The sequence below is a fragment of the Amycolatopsis sp. NBC_00345 genome, from assembly GCF_036116635.1.
Classification (GTDB): Bacteria; Actinomycetota; Actinomycetes; order Mycobacteriales; family Pseudonocardiaceae; genus Amycolatopsis.
Genome location: NZ_CP107995.1, coordinates 7,672,452 through 7,691,142 on the forward strand (window position 1 = coordinate 7,672,452; position 18,691 = coordinate 7,691,142).

The 18,691-nt window shown below is 70.3% G+C and carries 3 protein-coding genes; 1 reads left to right on the top strand and 2 read right to left on the bottom strand.

What is annotated here, in order from left to right; all coding sequences use genetic code 11:
• Window positions 1–23: 23 nt before the first annotated feature.
• Window positions 24–3,206, top strand: a complete 3,183-nt coding sequence (locus OG943_RS34680) for an NACHT domain-containing protein (RefSeq protein ID WP_328605142.1) — start codon at window positions 24–26, stop codon at window positions 3,204–3,206.
• Here OG943_RS34680 and OG943_RS34685 read toward each other — a convergent pair.
• Complete coding sequence (locus OG943_RS34685; protein WP_328605143.1) at window positions 3,203–3,913, bottom strand: type VII secretion system-associated protein; 711 nt, start codon at window positions 3,911–3,913, stop codon at window positions 3,203–3,205. The genes OG943_RS34680 and OG943_RS34685 overlap by 4 nt on opposite strands.
• On the bottom strand, window positions 3,903–18,572 hold the full coding sequence (locus tag OG943_RS34690) for a hypothetical protein (RefSeq protein ID WP_328605144.1): 14,670 nt from the start codon (window positions 18,570–18,572) through the stop codon (window positions 3,903–3,905). Before OG943_RS34690 ends, OG943_RS34685 begins: the two co-directional genes overlap by 11 nt.
• Between the last annotated feature and the right edge of the window lie 119 nt (window positions 18,573–18,691).

Here is an 18,691-nt window from a genome sequence, read left to right on the forward strand (position 1 = left end):
CTTCCCCCGGGGAGAGGGGAAACATGGCTGCATGGGAAGCATCCGCCATTGCGCTGGTATCGGCTGTGGTCAAATCGGCTGCCAAGTTGTGGCTGGGGGACCGTCGCGTCGCGGCCGATGTTTCGGCGAGCGCGCTTGACATCCTGCAGAAGCAGGCGACCGGTCTCAATGAAAAGCGCAGGACGAGGCTACTTTTCGAGAACATCGAAGACCGCGTCGCGGCTCGAATGCTGCCGCTGCTGGAAGTCGAATTCCGCACGCTCGAGGAGAACGAGCAGCAGGCGGCCATCGACTGCGTCCGGAAAACGTTCGAACAGGCCAGGCTGACCCATGATGACCTCTTCGACGCCGACCTTGACGCGGGATTTCTATACCGACATCTGGTGCACACCTTTCCAGGGGCTCCGGACCGCGCGTTCCTGGCCGGCGCGGCAGAGGCGTTCTATCACAGGGTGCTCCGCGAGTGTTGCGCCTATGTCATCCAATTAACGAGCACGCTTCCCGGGTTGCAGAACGAAGCACTGCCCACCCTGCTTCGCCGGGAGACGGAGATCCTTTCCGCCGTCCAGAACGTCCTGACCACGCTGCCCGCGAGCCGATCACCAGAGGACTTCGCCGCGGACTACCGACGACAGGTTGTCACCACGCTCGACCGCATGGCGCTGTACGGCGCGGGCCTGACTCGCGCCACCCGGCTGTACCCCCTGTCGGTGGCCTATCTCAGCCTCAGCGTCACCGCGGATCCCACCACAAGCAGCGCACTGCGGTCCGCGGATCGCATTGAAGAGGTTCTGCCTCACTCGAACCGAATCCTGCTGCGCGGCGAGGCCGGGTCCGGCAAGACAACGCTGCTCCAGTGGATCGCCGTCGCCGCGGCTACTGGGCGTCTGGACGAAACGGACACTTGGGCAGGACTGACCCCGTTCCTGGTTCGGCTGCGGCGGTACGCCGAGGAGGACTTGCCATCACCAAAGAGGTTCCTGGACGTAGTCGGACGCCATATCGCCGACGAAATGCCCCCCGGCTGGGTAACCGAGCAACTGCGTAACGGTACGGCTGTCCTGCTCATCGACGGTATCGACGAGCTACCCGACAAACGCCGCGCCGACGTTCACGAATGGCTTCTTCAGCTGGTCACGACCTTCCCGCGGGCCCGCTACGTGATCACAACCCGTCCGGCAGCGGTGCCGGCCAATTGGCTAGGTTCGGAGGGCTTTCTCGAAGTATCGCTCCAACCGATGACGCCTGCGGACGTGCGGACCTTTGTGGTCCGATGGCACGACGCGATGCCTGCCGACCACGAAGCACTCGTCGACCTGGACGAGCGTCGGCACAGCTTCCTCACCACTCTCGGCAAGCGTTCGGCGCTTCGCCGCCTGGCGGAAAATCCCCTACTGTGCGCCCTGCTCTGTGCCCTGCATCATGAGAACGAGGGCCATTTACCCGAGAACAGGATGGAGCTCTACCAAGTAGCACTGAAGATGCTGCTGGACCGTCGTGATGCCGAGAGGAAAGTCAACGACGGAATCAAGCTCGCCTATCGGCAAAAGATGGCCCTACTGAGCCACATCGCCTACTGGCTCGTCCGCAATGGACACAGCGACGCGGCCTACGCAGACGTGCTGAGGATCATCGACAACAAGCTGCACGCAATTGGCGAGGTAGTCGAAGGAACCCGGGCGGTCTACCGGTACTTGCTCGACCGCGGTGGCGTGCTTCGCGAACCAGTACCCGGCCGGGTCGACTTCCTGCACCGGACGTTCCAGGAATACCTGGCGGCCGCCGCCGCGATGGCCGAAGACGATACCGGGGTGCTCGTTGACAAGGCCCATCTGGACGACTGGCGTGAGGTCGTTCTCCTCGCCGTCGGCCACGCCAACAACGTGCAGCGCGAGCACTTGCTTTCCGCCTTGTTGACCAGGGAAGCCGACCCCCAGACCCGAACCAAACTGGACCTGCTCACCGTCGCCTGCCTGGAAACCTCACCCGAGCTGAGCAAAGATGTCCGCGCGGAGATCCAGCGCCGAATGGGCGCGCTCCTTCCGCCTCAGGACTTCGCTGCTGTCACCTACCTGGTGTCGGCCGGCGAGTACGTCACCGAACTGCTCACCAACATCGCCCCGACATCGACGAAGAGTGCCTGTGCCGTCGTCAGGACGGCTTCGCTGATCGGCGGCCCCAGCGCACTCGAAGTGCTATCGCAGCTGGGCACCAGTTGCGATACCCAAGTCGTGGACGAACTCGTCAAGGCGTGGCAACGGTTCGACTGGGAGCAGTACGCCCGCCAAGTGCTTGCCCGTTCCCCGCTGGTGGACGGGCACCTCAACATCACCAGTCCCGACCAGGTGACCGGGCTGGAGCACCTCGAGCACCTGTCCTCACTCAGCTGTCGCTTCGAACACGAGCGCAGCTACGGCCGGCTGGATTTCGTCCCGCGCCTGCACCGATTGCGGCATCTGTATGTAAGGGACAACGGTGGCTACGACCTCACCTCACTGGCCGGGACGACGGTGACCCACTTGACGATCACCGGGATCGTGCCGCCCGATCGCCTCGATCTCTCACCGCTGGCGTCAGTCGACTGGCTCCGCTCATTGCGTGCCGCAGGCCCCACCTCCGGCTGGGCCGAGCTGGCGACACTGCCGTGGCTCAACTCGTTGGCCCTGAACTGGGTACTTCGGCGCGATCGACTCGTGGCGCTGTCCGGCTTGCCTGACCTCCAGGAGCTGGAGCTGGGCCACGTGCACGACCTTGTCAACCTCGCGCCGCTGTTCTTCCTCAACCGGCCGCGGACGCTCACACTGCGCAATTGCGACCGACTGCGAGATATTCGCGGGCTGTCTCACTGGTCTGGCACGTTGCGAACACTTTCTCTTGTGTCCTGTCCGAAGGCCGACCTGAATGGGTTGGCCAGCTTGCACAGTCTGAAGCAGCTAGAGGTGTCAGGAAACCCCGTCGCCGACCTCGAATGGGCCAAAGGGTTGGACAGCCTCGATTCCCTGGCCCTGCGTGAAGTCGAGTCGCTGCCCTCACTGGAGCCACTGAGGTTCCTGCGGCACCTGCGTGCGTTGGATCTTCGCGGGAGCGGTCAGGTCTACCTGGGCAAACTCGCCGAACGAGCTGACATCGTTGTGCACGTGGACAACTGGCAGAAGGTGATCGGTGTGAGCACGACCACTGCACCGCCGCGGGTCATCCGTCACTAATCGATCCTGCTCACTGCCGCACGCACGGTGTCGGCCAGCAAGCGGGTGCAGCCGGGGGCACCGGGGTTCAGCAGCAGGTCCGTGCCCTCGCGGGCGGACAGCAGCGGGACCAGGTCCGCGGCCGACGCGGGGAGCCAGCCGGCGGCCCGGACGCGGGTGCGGTGGGCCGGCGCAGTCGTCACGAGCAGGCACGGCACGTTGTCGGGCGACGGGGCGATGAGCGGCTCCTGGTCGACGTCCAAGGCGACCGAGAACGCCGACTCGCGCAGCACCGCGGCGACCTGGTCGAAGTCCGCTTCCTCACGCGCGGCCAGGCGCAACGCGGCGTCCAGCGGGTCGGTCGGCGAGCCCGGGCCCGACGGCTCGTAGGCGGGGTTCGCCTCGAACCGGCCGACGGAACCGTCCTCCCGGGCCAGCCAGCCGCCGACCACAGCCGTCAACGGCGGGGTCGCCACCGCCGCGCCGTCCCTGGGGGAACCCGAGGCCGACGCCGGGCTCGCGGCCGATACCGAGCCCGTGGCCGGACCCGAGTCCGTCGCCGATGCCGAGCGCGTGGCCGGACCCGAGCCCGCAGCCGGACCCAAGTCCGAACGCGCGGCCGAGCCAGAGCCCGAGTCCGAGTCCGCGCCAAGACCCGAACCCGCACCAAAACCCGCGGAAACCTGCCACACCGGGTCGACGAGCAGTACCCACTGGTCATCGGTCATCGCCGGCGCCTCCTCCGGGTAGTTTCGCGAGCTGGGCCGCCTGTTGAGCCGAAGCGGTCTTCTCCTGCTCTTGGTAGCGTCGCACGGCTGCGGCGATGCGCCACCGGTAGAGCCACGCGAGGTTCGTGACGCGGAAGCGCCGCATCAGCCAGAGCGTCTCGCGAGTCCGCTCCACGCGCTGTTCGAGCGTGCCCTTCTCGCCGACTTCGTCGCCGCGCCAACCGTTCAGGGCGCCGCGCACCGCTTCGCGCACCACATCCGGCGAGAGCGAGCCCGGCGCCAGCTTGCGGATGGCCGTGGCGAGGTCCCGCGCGTAACGCTCGGCGTCGGGGCGGCCGAGAATCCCGCGGAAGTGACCGAGCAGCAACGAACGTCCGCCCGGCGCGGACAGCGCGGCGTCGAGGGCGCCGTGCCGGTCGAGCACCTCGACGGCGTCAGCGGCCTGGCCGACGTCGGTGCCACCCGCGACCTCGGCGGCCACGTCCAGCAGCGCGCCGACGGCGGCCGGGTTGTCCTTGCCGAGCAACGTGTCGGTCACGCCGTGCAGCTGCAGCAGCGTGTACTCCTCCGCCACGCCCACAGCCACCGCGGTCTCGGCGGGCGACAGCGTGGCCGGGGACGGCGTGAGCGGCAACGAAATCGTGGCCACGGCGTCATCACCCGGCGAAACGGTCACCAGTTCGGCGGCCGCCGTCACCCCGGCGGGCGACAGCGCGGCGAGATCGGCCTGGATCCGCGCCACGAGCCGGTCGCGCACCTCGGCCGTGCCGCTCACGGCGACGCACGGCGCGGGCAGGCCGTCCGCCATTCGCTCCACAGTGGACTCCGCGACCCACCGCGCGACGGTCGCTTCGGCTCGCTCGTCGGTGAGCGGCAACGGCGCGGGCGGCCGCTCGTCGAGGTCCCGCAGCCGGCCGGGCTCGGCGTGCAGCCGCACCGGGCGGTACACCGCGCCCTCGTGCCAGACCGCCTTGCCAGTCACGGTGAACCGCTCGCGCGCGGCCTCGGGCAGCTCCACCGGCGACCAGCGGCCGGTGGCCGGGTCCAGGCGGCGGTCGATGACGTAACGCGTGCCGCTGGTGATGGTCTTCGACGTCGTCGCCAGCTCCAGCGCCGCGCTCCAGACCAGGTCGGGACGCTCGTGGCGGGCCACGTCGGCGGCCACCGCGGTCAGGTCGAGCGCCGGGACGGCGGAACGGCGCAGCTTGCCGAGCACCCCGCTCAGCAGCTTGACCGTGGCGGCGCGGTCCTCGAGCGGCACCGGACCGGACGGCAGCGGCGGCCGGTACCACCAATCCAGCTCCGCGGCGTGCGACAGCTCCGCCAGCACCCGCTTGTCCTCGGCGGTCGACGGGTGATCGCCGGACACCAGGTACGAAACGCTGGGGAGCTCGTCCAACGACTCGGGGGCAAGGGAATCGGTGCCGAGGTGCTGGGGCAGGTCGAAACCGTTGGCGCGCAACTGCTCGGTGAAGTCGTGTACGAGCGCCATGTCTTCGCTCTCGACCCGCGGGAGAGCATCGAACACAAAGGACTGCTGGCCGGCCAGAGCGTCGGTGTAGTGCACGCCGATGGTGCGCCCGTCGTGCTGCCACGGGCGGGCCACCGCGTCGGCAGGCTCGCTGAGGCCGGGGAAAGCGGTCGGCTCGGGCGTGGCCGCACGCGGGCGGCCGAGGTCGACCTCAACCGCCGTGCCGTGCTCCGGCCGGAACGAAACGGTCACCCCAGCCACAGCGCCCTCGCTCGCGCGGATCTTCACCGGCACCCGCGCGAGCAGGTCACGGCGGGACTCGCCGAACTCCCGGCCGAGGTGCCCGGCCAGCTCCTTCGCGGCCTCCGTGGCCCGGGCGCGGGCGTCGGGCCCGGTGCCGGTCACGTGGATCGGGGTCAGCGGCTCGCCCCGGTCGTCGGCCTCGACGAGCGCGCGGGCCAGCCGCTCGGCGGCGACCTCAAGCGGAGTGTCCACATCGGACACCAGCACGGCGCCCGGCTCGCGCATCGTCGCGACGCGCTGAACCTCGCCGAGGTTGCGGTGCACGCGGCTGGGGTCGACGTCCAGCAGGGCACGCGCGGCGGGCGGCAGCGGCACGTCGTGGACTTCGCCGGTGTAGCTGCGCTGGTCGGTGACCGTGCGCACGAGCGGCGCCAGCTCCGGGTCCGCGGCCAGGTAGGACAGCGCCGCGTGCCAGACGAGGCCCGGTTCCGGATGCCGGTTCACGGCGGACTCGACCGCGGTCAGGTGCAGGTCACCCTCGCGGTTGTACAGCCCGCGCACCAACGTCTGCACCACGCGCTTGGTCAGCTCCAGCGTCTCGCCGCGGTCCGGCGACGGCGGCGCGGACTCGCCCGCGGGCGGCGGCTTGAGCCAGCTGGCATCGCTGTTCATCCGGATCTCGGACATGCCCGGCAGGTGCTGCGCGGACGGCAGCCCGATCCGCCGCGCGGTGCGCGAGAGCGCCTCCGGCCCGGTGCGGTGCATGATCGAGTTCCGGTGCACCCGGCCGAGCGGGGTGGCGAAGAACTCCTGCCCGAGCGCGTTGACCGCGGCGGGCATCAGGTTCTTCTGCGTCCGGCCGTAGTTGTCGCGCTGCTGGTCGAGGTAGGCGCGGGCGAACGGGTGCCCCTGGGACATGGTGAACGCCGAGTTCGCGATGTTGCTCCCGACGCGGTGCGTGGCGTAACCCTCGTCGGACTGGGCGGCCAGGATCACGTCGTTGAGGTTGTGCACCACGTTGTCGCCGTCGGTGTACAGGCCGCCGAAGCGGTGCATCAGCTCCATGCGCAGGATGTCGCTCGCCGCGGCGTAACCCGGGCCGGCCTGCTTGACCGCCTCGGAGTTGTAGAACTCCTGCAGCAGCATCGGGTTCTCGCTGGTGAACACCTCGTTGACGTTGACCAGCTGGATCCCGTGCTCCTGGGCCCAGCCCACGAAGTCGCGCACGTCGGCCAGCGGGTCCGGGCCGTCGGCGGGCGGCTCCGTGGTGAAGGCCAGGTCGGTCTGCCACCGCGGGACGTCCGTCCACAGCACCGGCACGATGCTGCCGTTCAGCCGGTCGGCCGCGCCGCCGAAGTTCTGCCGGAACGTGTGCATGGTGCCCGCGTCGCGCAGCGGGCCGCCGAGCCAGATGGCGTGCATCAGCAACGGTGTCGCGGTGACCTTCGCGAGCGGCTCGACGTCACCGGGCGCCCACGCGGACAGCTTCCCGTCCTCGCGTTCGGTCTCGATCGTCCACTCGCGATTGTCGGCCAGGTTCGCCGGGTCGGTGTGCTCGGACCCGAGCTGGTAGCCCTTGGCCAGGTCGAGCACGTTCAGCAGCTCCAGGCCCTGGCCCGCGGTGAGGCCGCGATAGTCGTGGCCGCGCAGGAACTCCGGCGGCTCGGGCGCGCAGTACAGGCCGAACAGGTCCGGGCCCAGCAACGGCGCGTGCTCGGGCGCCGGCCCTCGGTCCGCAGCGGCCGTGCGCAGGTCCCGCACCAGCTCGTTCGCCGAGCTGTAGGCGCCGTCCTGGGTGAGCACGTGACCCGGCGCCAGCACGGACACCAGCTCGGTCAGGCGATGGTCGACGGCGGCGCGGAGCGTGTCGGGACGCTCGTGCACGACCGACGGGCCGCCCGCCTCCTCCAACGCCTGCCGGAAGTCGTGCGCGAGCTCGCCGGAAGCGTGGCGACGGGCCGCGACGGGCTGGACCAGCGTGACCGAACCCGGTTTCGCCGCAACGAATTCCGGCGAAGCCGTGACCAGGCGGGCGAGTGTCGGGCCGTCCACGAGCACCGCGCGTCGCTCGCCGTCCGGGCCGGTGACGAAGACCCTCACGCGGGTCTCGTCGCCGTCGCCGGTGACCAGGAAGGTGCGGCCGTCACCCAGCTCGGTGACCTGCGCCTTGGCTGCCTCGGCGGGTTCCAGGAACGTCAGCCCGCGGGCGGCGCCGGTGTGGTCGGTCAGCACGGTGGTGGTGACGGAACCGGGCGCGAACTCGAAGGGCTCGCCCTCGAACTCGCCGGTGAGCCGCGTGTGGTCCGGGCGCACCAGGTCGTCGAGCGACGGCCGGAGGTCGCCGACCGACCGCTCGTCCAGCAGCCGCGTGACGTCGGCCTTGAACCGGTCCGCGAAGTCGGCGGGCACCGTGACCGGCGGCAACGGCGCGCCGTCGAGGTGGTGCTCGACGAGGGTCTCGGCGTAGTGACGGGCGTCGGGGCTCGTCGTGGTGGTCTCGCGCGCCGGGCCGGTGCTCCACGCGGGGTTGAGCCGCGCCGGCCGGGACAGCTCGTGCTCGCCCCAGCTGCCCTTCCCCGTCACGGTCAGGAGTCCGCGCGCCATCGGCGGCAGCGGCGTGCGCGACCACTGTCCGGTCTCCGGGTCGCGCCGGGTGTCCACCACCGCATGCACGTCCACGTCCGGCCGTCCGGCCAGCCGGGTCAGCGCCGCCGACCAGACCACGTCCGGACGCTCGTGGCGGGCCACCAGGTCCTGCACGGAAGTGAGCCGCAGCTCGCCGGTGCGGGTGACCTCGTCCGCGAGCTGACTCTCCACAGTGGACGTCAGCGCCAGGGTGCCGTCGTGGTCGGACAACGGGATCGGCCCGTCGGGCAGCTCGGCGTGGTGTCCCTGCTCCAGCTCGTGCACGAGGCCGACGATGGCCTCGTCGCCGGGGCGGCCGCCGAAGGTCCGGAAGTGCCCGCCGTCGGTGACCGCGGTGAACCCGCCGGTCGCGCCCACGGCCCGGCCGAGCGTCGAGGTGTCGCGGCCGAACAGCGCGGGCTTGGTGGGCGCGTGCACGGTCGTCGGCCCGTCGAGTTCGTTCAGGGCGCGCTGGAAGTCGTGCGCGACGCCGCCGGGGCCGTCGGTCTGGCCGGTGCCGCAGGCGATAAGCGTGACCGACGACTTGGGCCCAGCCTGCCCGAACGGCCCGGAGTTCGCCACGATCCGCGCGAACGCGGCCCCGTCCACCCGTACGGTCCGGCCACCGAGCAGCGTCAGCTTCACCGACTGCGGACGGCCGTGCGCGAACACGAAGAACGTGTCCCCGGAGTCCTTGCCGCCCCACGGCGCCGCCGACTGCTCGGCCCACTCGCCGAAACGACGGCCGTTGAGGTCCGGGGTGGTCCCGTTGTCACGCGCGTCCCGCAGCACCGGGTCGAACCGGTCCGGCGTCACGCCCTCGTCGAGGGTGCTGACCGTGCCGGAGTTGTCCGCCACCCAGTCGTGCTCCACACCCGAGGTCTGCTCCGATGCGGGCAGGAACGAGACCGCGACGACCTTGCCCGAACGGTCGGTGACCTGGTGCTGCTCGATCTCGGAGACGTCGAAGTCGTACGGGCGGCCGGAGCCGGCGTCCCAGCCGGAGATCGTGGCGGGCCCGGTGTCGCGTGCCTCGACGGTGCCGTCACGGTGCGATTCGGTCGACGGTCCCGCGGTGGTGGTGCTGGGCTGCGGCACCGGCTTCCGTGGGATCACCTGCGTTGTCGGCTGCGGCACGGGCTTCCGCGGGATCACGTGCGTCGTCGGCTGCGGCACCGGCTTGCGCCGGATCACCTGCGGCTGGACGTTCGTCGCCGGCGTCCGCACCGCATTCGGGTCCAAAGTAGACACGAACCGCGGACGCGGCCACAGGTGCGTGTCGAGCCGCCAGTCGACCTCCTGCTTGGCGTCCCACCACTTCCGGCGCGCCTCGTCGGCCTTCTCCCGGGCCTGCCGGACATCCTCGAGCGAGCTGTCTCGCCGGGCGGTGTGGTCGGAGTTGTCGTTGCGGTAGTCGTCGAGCACACCGGCCAGCCGCGCGGCGCGGTCCTGCGCCTCCTGCCGCTGCCGGACGAGCGCGGGCTGCCCGCCGCGGATGTCCTGGATCCGCTGCTCGGCCCGGGTGACCTGGTCCAGCAGGGCCTGGCGCTCGGGCGAACCCTCGTCGGTCGCAGCGGCCATCGTCAGCGCCTGGGCGGCGACGTCCTGTTGCCGGGTGATCTCGGTGTTGCCGTCCCGCAGGGTCCGGCCCGCGTCCCGGGCGTCGTTCTCGGCGTCGGTGAGCGCCTGGCGCAGATCGCGCACCGGGTCGGCGGCCACGGTGACCTGCAGGTCGCCGGCGCCCTTGGCCAGCGTCTTCACGTTGTCGCGCTGGTCGAGCCACCGGTCGTCGGCCTCGCGCTGGGCCGTCTCGACGGCCTCCTCCGCGGTGCGCCATTCGGTGGCCGCGTCCTTCACCGCGTCCTGCGCCTTGGTCAGCGAATCCGGCAGCGCCTCGCCCAGCAGCTTTTCGAGGTCCGCGTCCGACATCCGCACGAGCGTCGAGGCCGGCACCCGCACCTCGACCGCGCCGGTCCGGCCGTTGCCGAGGTCGGCGACCACGCGGTACTCGACGTCGAACCCGACGAGCCCGGTGCGCCCCTTCGGCTTGTCGACCACGGAGCGCTGGCCGCCGGCCGTGCTCGACGTCGGGTCGGAGACGCCGACCGGGGAACGGCCGTCGACGCCGCCCCACGAGTGCGCGTTCTTGTCCGGGTCGGTGAGGCCGCCGTTGCCGAGGTTGTACTGGTTCTCGCCGCTGACCGTCTGCTTGGCCTCGCCGGTGAACGTAGTGGTGGCCTGGTCGGAGCGCTCCAGCTTGACCGAGTCGCTCAGCCCGGTGAGGTCCGGGTTGACCAGCCGCGCGTACACCTTCACGCCGCCGTGGCCGTTCTTGAAGATCGCGGCCTCGTGCAGCTCCGGCGCCTCCAGCGGCCGGTCGACCATGCCGGGCAGGTTGGCCTGCAGCATCTCGTTGGTCACCGAGGAGACGAGGGTGTTGTTCGCGCCGGTGCCCGGGCCGGTCAGGCCGTCACCCGCGCCCGCGAGCCGCAGCGCGCGAACGGCGCCGGCGCGCACGGCGGCCGCCCCGCGCAGACCTTCGACGAGCGCGGAACGCGGCAGCGTGCCCGTGCCCTGCTGCTGCCACTCGGTGAGCCGCTCCAGGGTGGCGTCGGCGGCCGTCAGCTCGGTGGTGCGCGGGGCGTACGCGGTCCGCGCGGGCTGGTTCTGGGCGCTGATCTTCTGGTCGTCGGCCGAAGAACGCACGGTCAGCCGCGTGTCCTGGTGGGCGATCGGGTACGTCCGCCCGCCGCGCTGCACCACCAGCTCGAACCGCACCTGGTGCCGGTGACGCACGGCCGGGCCGCTCGCCGACGCGGTCTGCGCCGTGGTCGTGGTGTCCGTGGAGACCGTCTGGTCGCTCTTGGACTTCGTGCCGGAGATCGCGGCGTACGCGCCGTCGTAACCGCTGGTCTTCGACGGGTTGCTCTGGAACAGGCCGCGCCCGGCGCCGCGGAACTGGCCGCCGTACGACGAGCCGTGCCCGGCGTTCTCCTTGGCGGTCCCGGTCGAGTTGACGACGTGGTCGACCTCGCCGCCGTCATGCACCACGTCGAGGAACTCGCTGTCGGTGACCGTGCCCTTGAGCAGCACCTGGTAGCTGTCGGTGGAGAGGATCCCCGCGTCGTGCAGGACCAGCGGCACACCACCGTCGAGCGCACTGTCCACAAGGGACGTGACGCTCTCCGGCGAGGCGACGTCGAGCATCCGCTGCAGGTTGTTCATCGAGTCGTCGAGCACCGACTTCGGCAGCAGCTTGTCCCCGGTCCGGCCCAGTTGCGCGCGGGCGTCGCGGACGAGCTGCGAGAGGTCCGGCGCGTTCTCGACCACCGCCGCGCCGAGCGAGCTGGACTGCGCGCCGACCAGCGCCGGGCTGGTCAGCTCGCCGGGCGGGGCCGTGCGCGGCTCCAGCGCCGGCAGCAGGCCCTGCTCACGGGCCTGGTCCTCGGTCATCCGCACGAACACCGCGCCGGGCAGCTTGACGTCGGCGCCGGAGCGCGAGGTCGAGCCGTTGACCAGGGACTCCTGGCGGCTCTCGGCGACCAGCCGCACGTCGGCGTCGTACTGCACCAGCACCGTGCGGCTCTTCGACGGCGCGCGGTTGACGTGGTCGACGCTCGCGCTCAGCTCCTTCGAGCTGCCCGAGGTGCGGACCCACGGGCTCCACTTGAGCGAGCCGTAGAGCTGGCCCTGGCCGTGGGTGTCGCTGCCGTCCGGCCGGATCGTGAGGCCGAGCTGCGCGTTCGCCTCGATGGACTGCTTGTGCGACTTCTCGTAACCCGCCTTGCCACCACCCGCGTACGTGGTGTCGCTGCCGCCCGCGTCGGACGTGACGACCAGCTTCGGGTTGCTCAGCGACATCCCCATGCCGAGGCCGCCGACGCGGTCGGCCACCCGGCGCTCGTACCGGAATCCGCCGGACTGCGCGCCCTGGCTCAGGAACCGCGGCAGTCCACTTCGGAACGTCTCGGGCGAGAACATCCGGTCCACGCGCTTGCGGGCCTCGCCGCCGGGCAGCCCGAGCACCGCGTCGCCGCCGGCCGCGCGCTGCAGCTGCCGCAACGCCTCGTCGCGCAGCACCTCGGTGTTGGCGACGGCCTCCACGTGCAGGAACTTCGGCGGGTTCGGCTGCCGCGAGCCCGCCAGGTCGTCGATGCGCGGCGTCTCGGACGGGGTGAGCGCGATGGTGCCCGACTTGCCGGGCGCGAACTCCGCGGGGTCCTTCTTCAGCGCCGAGCCGTCGTTGACCCACAGGTCGACCTTGCCGGAGATCCTCGGCAGCGAGACCCCGCCGTTGTCGCCGGTTTTGGCCACTGTGGACACCGTCGGCGTGACGCGGAACGGCGAGCCCGGCGTCAGCCGCTTCACCCACGGGCGGTTGCGGGTGTAGCTGGTGACCTCGACCTCGAACTCGACGTCGTGCTTGAAGACCTGCGAGTCGGGACTGCCGCCCGCGGACGTGGTGGTCGTGACGGTCGGGCCGCCGGTGTTCTTCCAGGTGGTGGTGTCGGAGTACTGCACCGGCGTGACCGTCGGGCTGACGCCCAGCGACGTGACGGCGGTGGCGGCGGGGATGATCACGCGGCCTTCGAGGCCCGCGGACCAGCCCTTTTCCGTGGTCGTGGCGCTGTTCAGCGACGGGCTGGTGGCGATCGAGCCCTTGACCGAGCGACCGGTGGCCTGGCCGAGGTGCTCCCCCGGCCCGATCTTGGCCTTCACCGTCACGTTGATGTACTCGTCGGTGAACAGCCCGCGGCGCTTCAGCTGCACCGAAACACCCGGGCCGAGCAGACTGTCCATCTTGGACCGAAGCGCGCCCGGGGAGAACGCCGAGGTGAGCTTGCGCAGGTTCGCGAGCCGCTCCGCGACGTCACGAGTGGAGCCCTTGGTGTCGCTCTGGAACTTGTCCCAGCGCGGCAGGAACTTCGCGAACCCGGGCCGGTCGCGCAGCGCGTTCTCGATCTGCGGCTGCACCTTCGCGGCCGGGGTGAACGAACCGGGGCGCACCTGGCCCGCCGCGACGGCCGAGGCGAGGTACGGCGGCTCGTGGCGTTTGCCGACGTCGGTGAACTTGTCCCGGGTGCCGTCCGGCACCGGCAGGCCCTGCGCCTTGGCCTCGGGCAGCCCCATCCGGACGTAGGCGGTGGCCTCGACGGTCGCCTTCTCGCCGCTCGCAGTGGTGACCTCGACGTCGACCTTGACCTTGTACAGGCCGACGTCACCCTTCGCGTTGACCGTGGACTTGGCCGTGACGCTGGTCCCGCTCGTCGAGGTCTGGGTGACCTTCGCCGAAGCGCTGCCGGCCACGCCGCCGACCCCGCCGACGGCGCCGGGGATGTAGGCGCCGCCGCCGAAGATGCCGTTCACGTCCAGCCCGGACTTCGAGGCCGCCGCGGTGCTGCCACCGTTCACCGAGGAGTCGTTGAACCGCAGCTCGGAGTCGCCCGGCACCACGCCGACCAGCTCGACGTCCTTCGGCCGCGCCTGCAGCTGGACGGCGTCGCGGTGGCTGCCGTGCGGGCTCAGCAGGTCGTTCGACACCACCGGGCCGCCCTGCAGCGCCGTGCCGAGCACCCCGCGGACGCCGCCGCGGCTGACGAAGTCCTGCAGCGCGCCCCGGCCGGGCGCGCCGAACTTCGTGACCGACGGGTGCAGCAGCCCACTGACCTGGTTGAACAGGCTCTGCTCGTCGAAGATCACGGCCTCGGGGGTGAGGAACTCGATCTGCTCGGACCAGTCGTTCTTCGGCGGAGTGGGCGGCCCCTGCGTCTCGTGCGGCTTCAGGTTGGCCAAGTCCTGCGACAGCAGCAACGAAACCTGACCATCCACTGTGGACCCAGTGTGGCCGCCGTTCTGATCGGAGACGGTGATCGTGTACTTGACTCCGACGTCGGCGCGGTCGACGTCGCCGGCCGAGCGGATCACCCGCTGCTCGGTGCCGGTGACGGTGGACGTGTGCTCCACCGACGGCGACGCGAGCTGCGCGGTGGCCCCGACCGAAGCGTAGGGACCGGCCGGGAAGAGCCCGAAGTACGACGTGCCGACCGTGCCCGTGGTCGTGTCGGTCTGCGGCTGGGCGTGCGTGACCTGGTTCTGGTCGTTGACGTCGGCGATGGTCGGGTGCGGCTGCTTCGTCACCTGGTCGGCGCCGACGGCGGAAAGGTCCGGCTCCGCCTTGACGTGCACCTCGTACCACTTCTCGCCGACCCGCACCATGGACTTGCGGCCCTGGCCGAGGAACGACTCGAAGCCGGGGCCGTCGAGCGTGCCGGTGATGGCGTCGATCCCCACCGGCTTCGGCGGATTGGTGCGGCCGGGGTCGGCGTTCCGGATCAGGCGTTCGATGGCGGTGCCGACGTCCTTGGCGCCCCGCACGTCCACCGGCACCAGCGCGCCGAGGGCCTGGCCGTCCCTCGCGTACTCGGGGAGGCGGTCGCGTAACGCGCGGTCGTCGGGCTCGTTCTGCTGATCGTCGTCAGTGTGGCTGTCGTTGTCGTCGACGAGCACGCTGTCGGGCTTTTTCCAGCCAGCGATCAGCTGGTCGAAGAACTCGGCACGGTGCGGCGCCTCCGCGCGCAGCTTGTCCGGGTCGAGGAAGTAGTACTTGGCCGTCTCGGCCATGTCCTCGTTGACGTTGGTCGCGCCGTACTTCGTGATCGGCCGCTCGCCGGTGAACGACGGGAAGCCGTCACGGTCCCAGTAGCCGCTGTGCTCGTTGAAGTCGGTCTGCCGGTCCTTCAGAGCCTGGTAGATGCGCTCGGCGCGAGGGCCGGAAAGCTCGTTGTCCTGCCGCGCGAACACATCCGGGTGCTGCTGCGCCAGCTGGGCGACGAACTCGGCGCGCCGCGGCGCCTTCCGCTCCAGGCCGGGCCGGTCGAGCAGGTGCGACTTGAGCGCGGCCTTGAAGTCGGCCTGGTCGGTGCGGGCCTTCGAGTCGCTCGGCGGCTCGGCGTCGGGGCCGCGGTTCGGGGACCCGTCCTCGTTCCACGAGCCGACGTGCTTGCCGTAGTCGTCGAGCGCGTACTTGAGCAGGCCGTGGGACAGCTCGTGGGCGACGGTGCCCTCGAGGCCGCGCCGTCCGCCGCCGAACTCCCGGCTGAGCGTCGCGGGCGCGTAGAGGTTGACCGTCTGGTGCGAAGCGATGTACTCGCCGCCCATGCCGTAGGCCAGTTCACCCCGCTCCAGCCCGAAGTTGACCGCGCCGATGTGGCGCACCTCCTGGTCGACGCCGGCGCGGCTGGAGTTCGCCCGCTGCTCACCGATGATCGGCGAATAGTGGGACAGCGCGTCGTCGATCGCACCGTTCTCGTCGTCGGTGAAGTCCCGCTTGCGCACCCGCGCGAGCGCGGACGGCTTCGCGTTGGGATTGCTCTCCTTGACCGCCTGCACGCCCCGGTCCGAGTCGTGGCTGATTCCCGTCTTCGGGTCGCCGTCGTCGTTCACGTAGACAACGCGCTCCTGCTCCTCCTTCGCCACGTCCTGGTCGAAGCGGTCCCGCAGGTCACGGTACTTCTGTTCGTACGACTGCTTGGTGCCCTTGCCCTTGTTGTCGTCGAGGTAGGCGAACCGGTGGCCGTCGTCGGTCGTGACGAGCTTGCCGTCGGGGCCGGTCCGCAGGCCCGAAAGCGCCGGCTTTCCGAACGAGCGGACGTCACCGTGCTGCTCGTGCACGAAGTGGCTGTCGGAGAAGTACGAGGAGAAGTCCGCCTGGTAGTACTCGTGGAACTCGTTGAACAGGTTGCGGACGTCGACCGCCGTCGGGGTGCCGCCGCGGGGGCTGCCGACCTGGTGGGCGAGGCCCTTGACGAACGCGTGCACACCCTCGACGTCGAGGCCCTTGCCGGGACGGAAGTAGAAGCCGAACGGGTCGGCGTCCACCATGGCGCGCGCGATGCGGAAGTCGCGGCTGTTGTCCCACAGGCCTTCGTGCCGGTTCATCTGGTCGACGGCGCCACGGTGCTCCGGCTCCTGGTCGTGCCGCCCCTGCCCGTCGCCGAACTGGTTCTTGGAGTTCACCTTCTCCATGTCGTGGAACAGGATCGCCTTCGCGAGCGCGTCCCTGGAGACGAAGCGGCCGTTGTCGTTCTGGCCCTGGGTGAGGCGCAGGTACTGGTTGAGGACCATCTGCGCGTGCTCGCCGAAGGTGTTCGGGTTGGCCGTGTCGCCGGCGCGGTACCGCGGGTTCTTCGGGTCGGCCTTGACGACCTCGTCGAACTTCCGGCGCAGTGAATCGTGCTGGTCTGGAGTGGCGCGGTCTGGGGTGGCGCGGTCGGCCTCGCGGACCAGCTGGTCGAGGATCGTCTTGGCGGACCGCTCGTCCGGCCGTGCCAGCTGGTCGCCGATCGTGGTGTTGAGTGCCTGGCCGATCTGCTGGTGCCGTTCGAAAACCCCGGCCGGGTGCTGCCGGGTGTGGCCCTGGACGGCGTCCGCGCCCCAGCGTCCGTACTCGTTCTCGAAGGTCTTCGACTCGACCTTCAAGCCCGACGGGTCGAGCTGGTTCTCCCGGGTGTTGAAGTCGGCCTTCACCCGCCGCTCGTCCGTCGCGATGGCGGCGCCGATCTCCGCCTGGGTGGCGTAGTCGGGCACCTTGTTCATGAACGCGTCGGCCTGCGCGTGCGTGACGGGGGTGAAGGTGATCCGGTCGACCGTGTGGGGGTCGTTGATCACCTGGGCGGCCGCGTCGCCGAGGCGGGTGCGCTCGTTCCCCTGGACGAACTTGAGCACCGGGTCTTCGTTCAGGCTCGTGCGCACCCGGTCGGCGCCGCCCTGCAGCGCGTTCCGGAAGGTGTCCTTCAGCTGGTCGGGGCTGGCGTCGACGAAGTTCTGCTTCGCCACGTCCGACACCGCCGAGGGCACCACGTGGTCGGAAAGGCGCTGCTTGACCGTGTCCCGGTCGAGGCCGAGGCCGGTGTTGTGGACCAGTGTCTCGATGTTGCCGTCGGCCTTGAGGTGCTTGGAGACCGCGCCGCCGATGACGTCGACCCGGGGGCCGGTGAAGTAGCCCCGCTTCGACCCGGTGGTCTTCTGGAAGCCTTTCTCGACCTCGGGGCTGAACTTCCCGTCCGTGAGGGCGAACTGGCTCTTCACCGCGTCCTGGACGATCGTGCTGAGCCCGGCGCGGAAGTCCTGCGTGCCGTGCGTCGCGCCGATGGCGTTGACAGCGTTGTTCACCATCTGCTCGGCGGACCGCTTCGCCACCTCGTCCACAAAGGACGGGTCGTTCATCACGTCCCGCAGCCCCTCGACCGTGTCGATCCGGGCGGTGGGCGGGACGAAGCCGTCGGGCCCCATGGCCCGCTCGCGGACGAGGTTGGTCACCGCGGTGGTCAGTGCGTTGTTGAGGTTCTTCGCCTCGATGAGGACGTGGTCCCGGACCGCCCCGCCGTCCAGCGGCACGGTGTGCGGCCCGGCATCGACGGCCGTGCTCAGCGCGTGGCCGATGCCGTCGGTGAGCTGCCCGACCACCTGGCCGGACGGGCCGTGGGTGTTGAGGAAGACGTTCAGGTCCTGCTGCCGCTGCTCCTGCGAATCGCTCGCCGGCCGGCTGGTCACGTCCGGGATCGAGTCGTTGCGCGGGGTGAAGTACGCCTCCGGCGAACCCTTCCACGTGTGGTAGTGGTCGCCCAGGGTCTTCGCCAGCGTGCGCAACTCGGCGGGGTCGTTGCGGAAGTACTTGTTCTCCTTGCTCCAGCTGAACCAGGGGTCGTTCTCGCGGCCGAGCCCGGCCGAGTCGAAGCCGGGGTTCAGGCCGAGGCGGACGTAGAGGTCGGAGATGTCCTCGCGGCGTCCGGCCAGGTCAGGGAGCTTGTAGTCCTTGCCGCTCGGGGCGTAGGTGACGAGTGAGCCCTTGAGCGCGTTGTCGCGCATCTGCTCGAAGTGCTCGCCGCGCAGGCCGAACTGGTTGGTGTCGCCGGACTGGTCGACGTTCATCGCCAGCGTGTTGTCCTTGGACCGCGATTCGACCGTGGCCTCGCGGCTGACCTGGTTGAACGTCTTGAGCGGCACCAGGAACGAGCGCAGCACCGGCTGCATGTCGCCGCTGCGGTTCGTGTCGTGCTCGTACTTGGCGGCCCACTGCACCGCACGCATGGGCCGGCCGCCGCCGACCCAGAACGTCTGTCCACTGCGGCCCGCGAAGACGTCCACGGTGCCGTCGGCGTTCTGGTGCACGTCCTTGAAGTCCGACGAGTGCTCGGCCGGGTCGAGCACGGCGGTGTACATCCGGACGTAGTGCTCGCCTCGTACTGTTTCGACCTCGAACTCACCGCGGTGCACGACTTTGCGGTCGCCGTCGAGCACGGTGGAGCCGGGGTAGCTCATCCCCGGACGTCCGATGTGGACGTTCTCCTTCGTGCCGAGGTAGGTGTCTTTATTGTCTACTGTGGACCGTACAATGTGTACGGGGCGACCGGTCTCGGGCCCGTGGCTGGTCCAGCCGC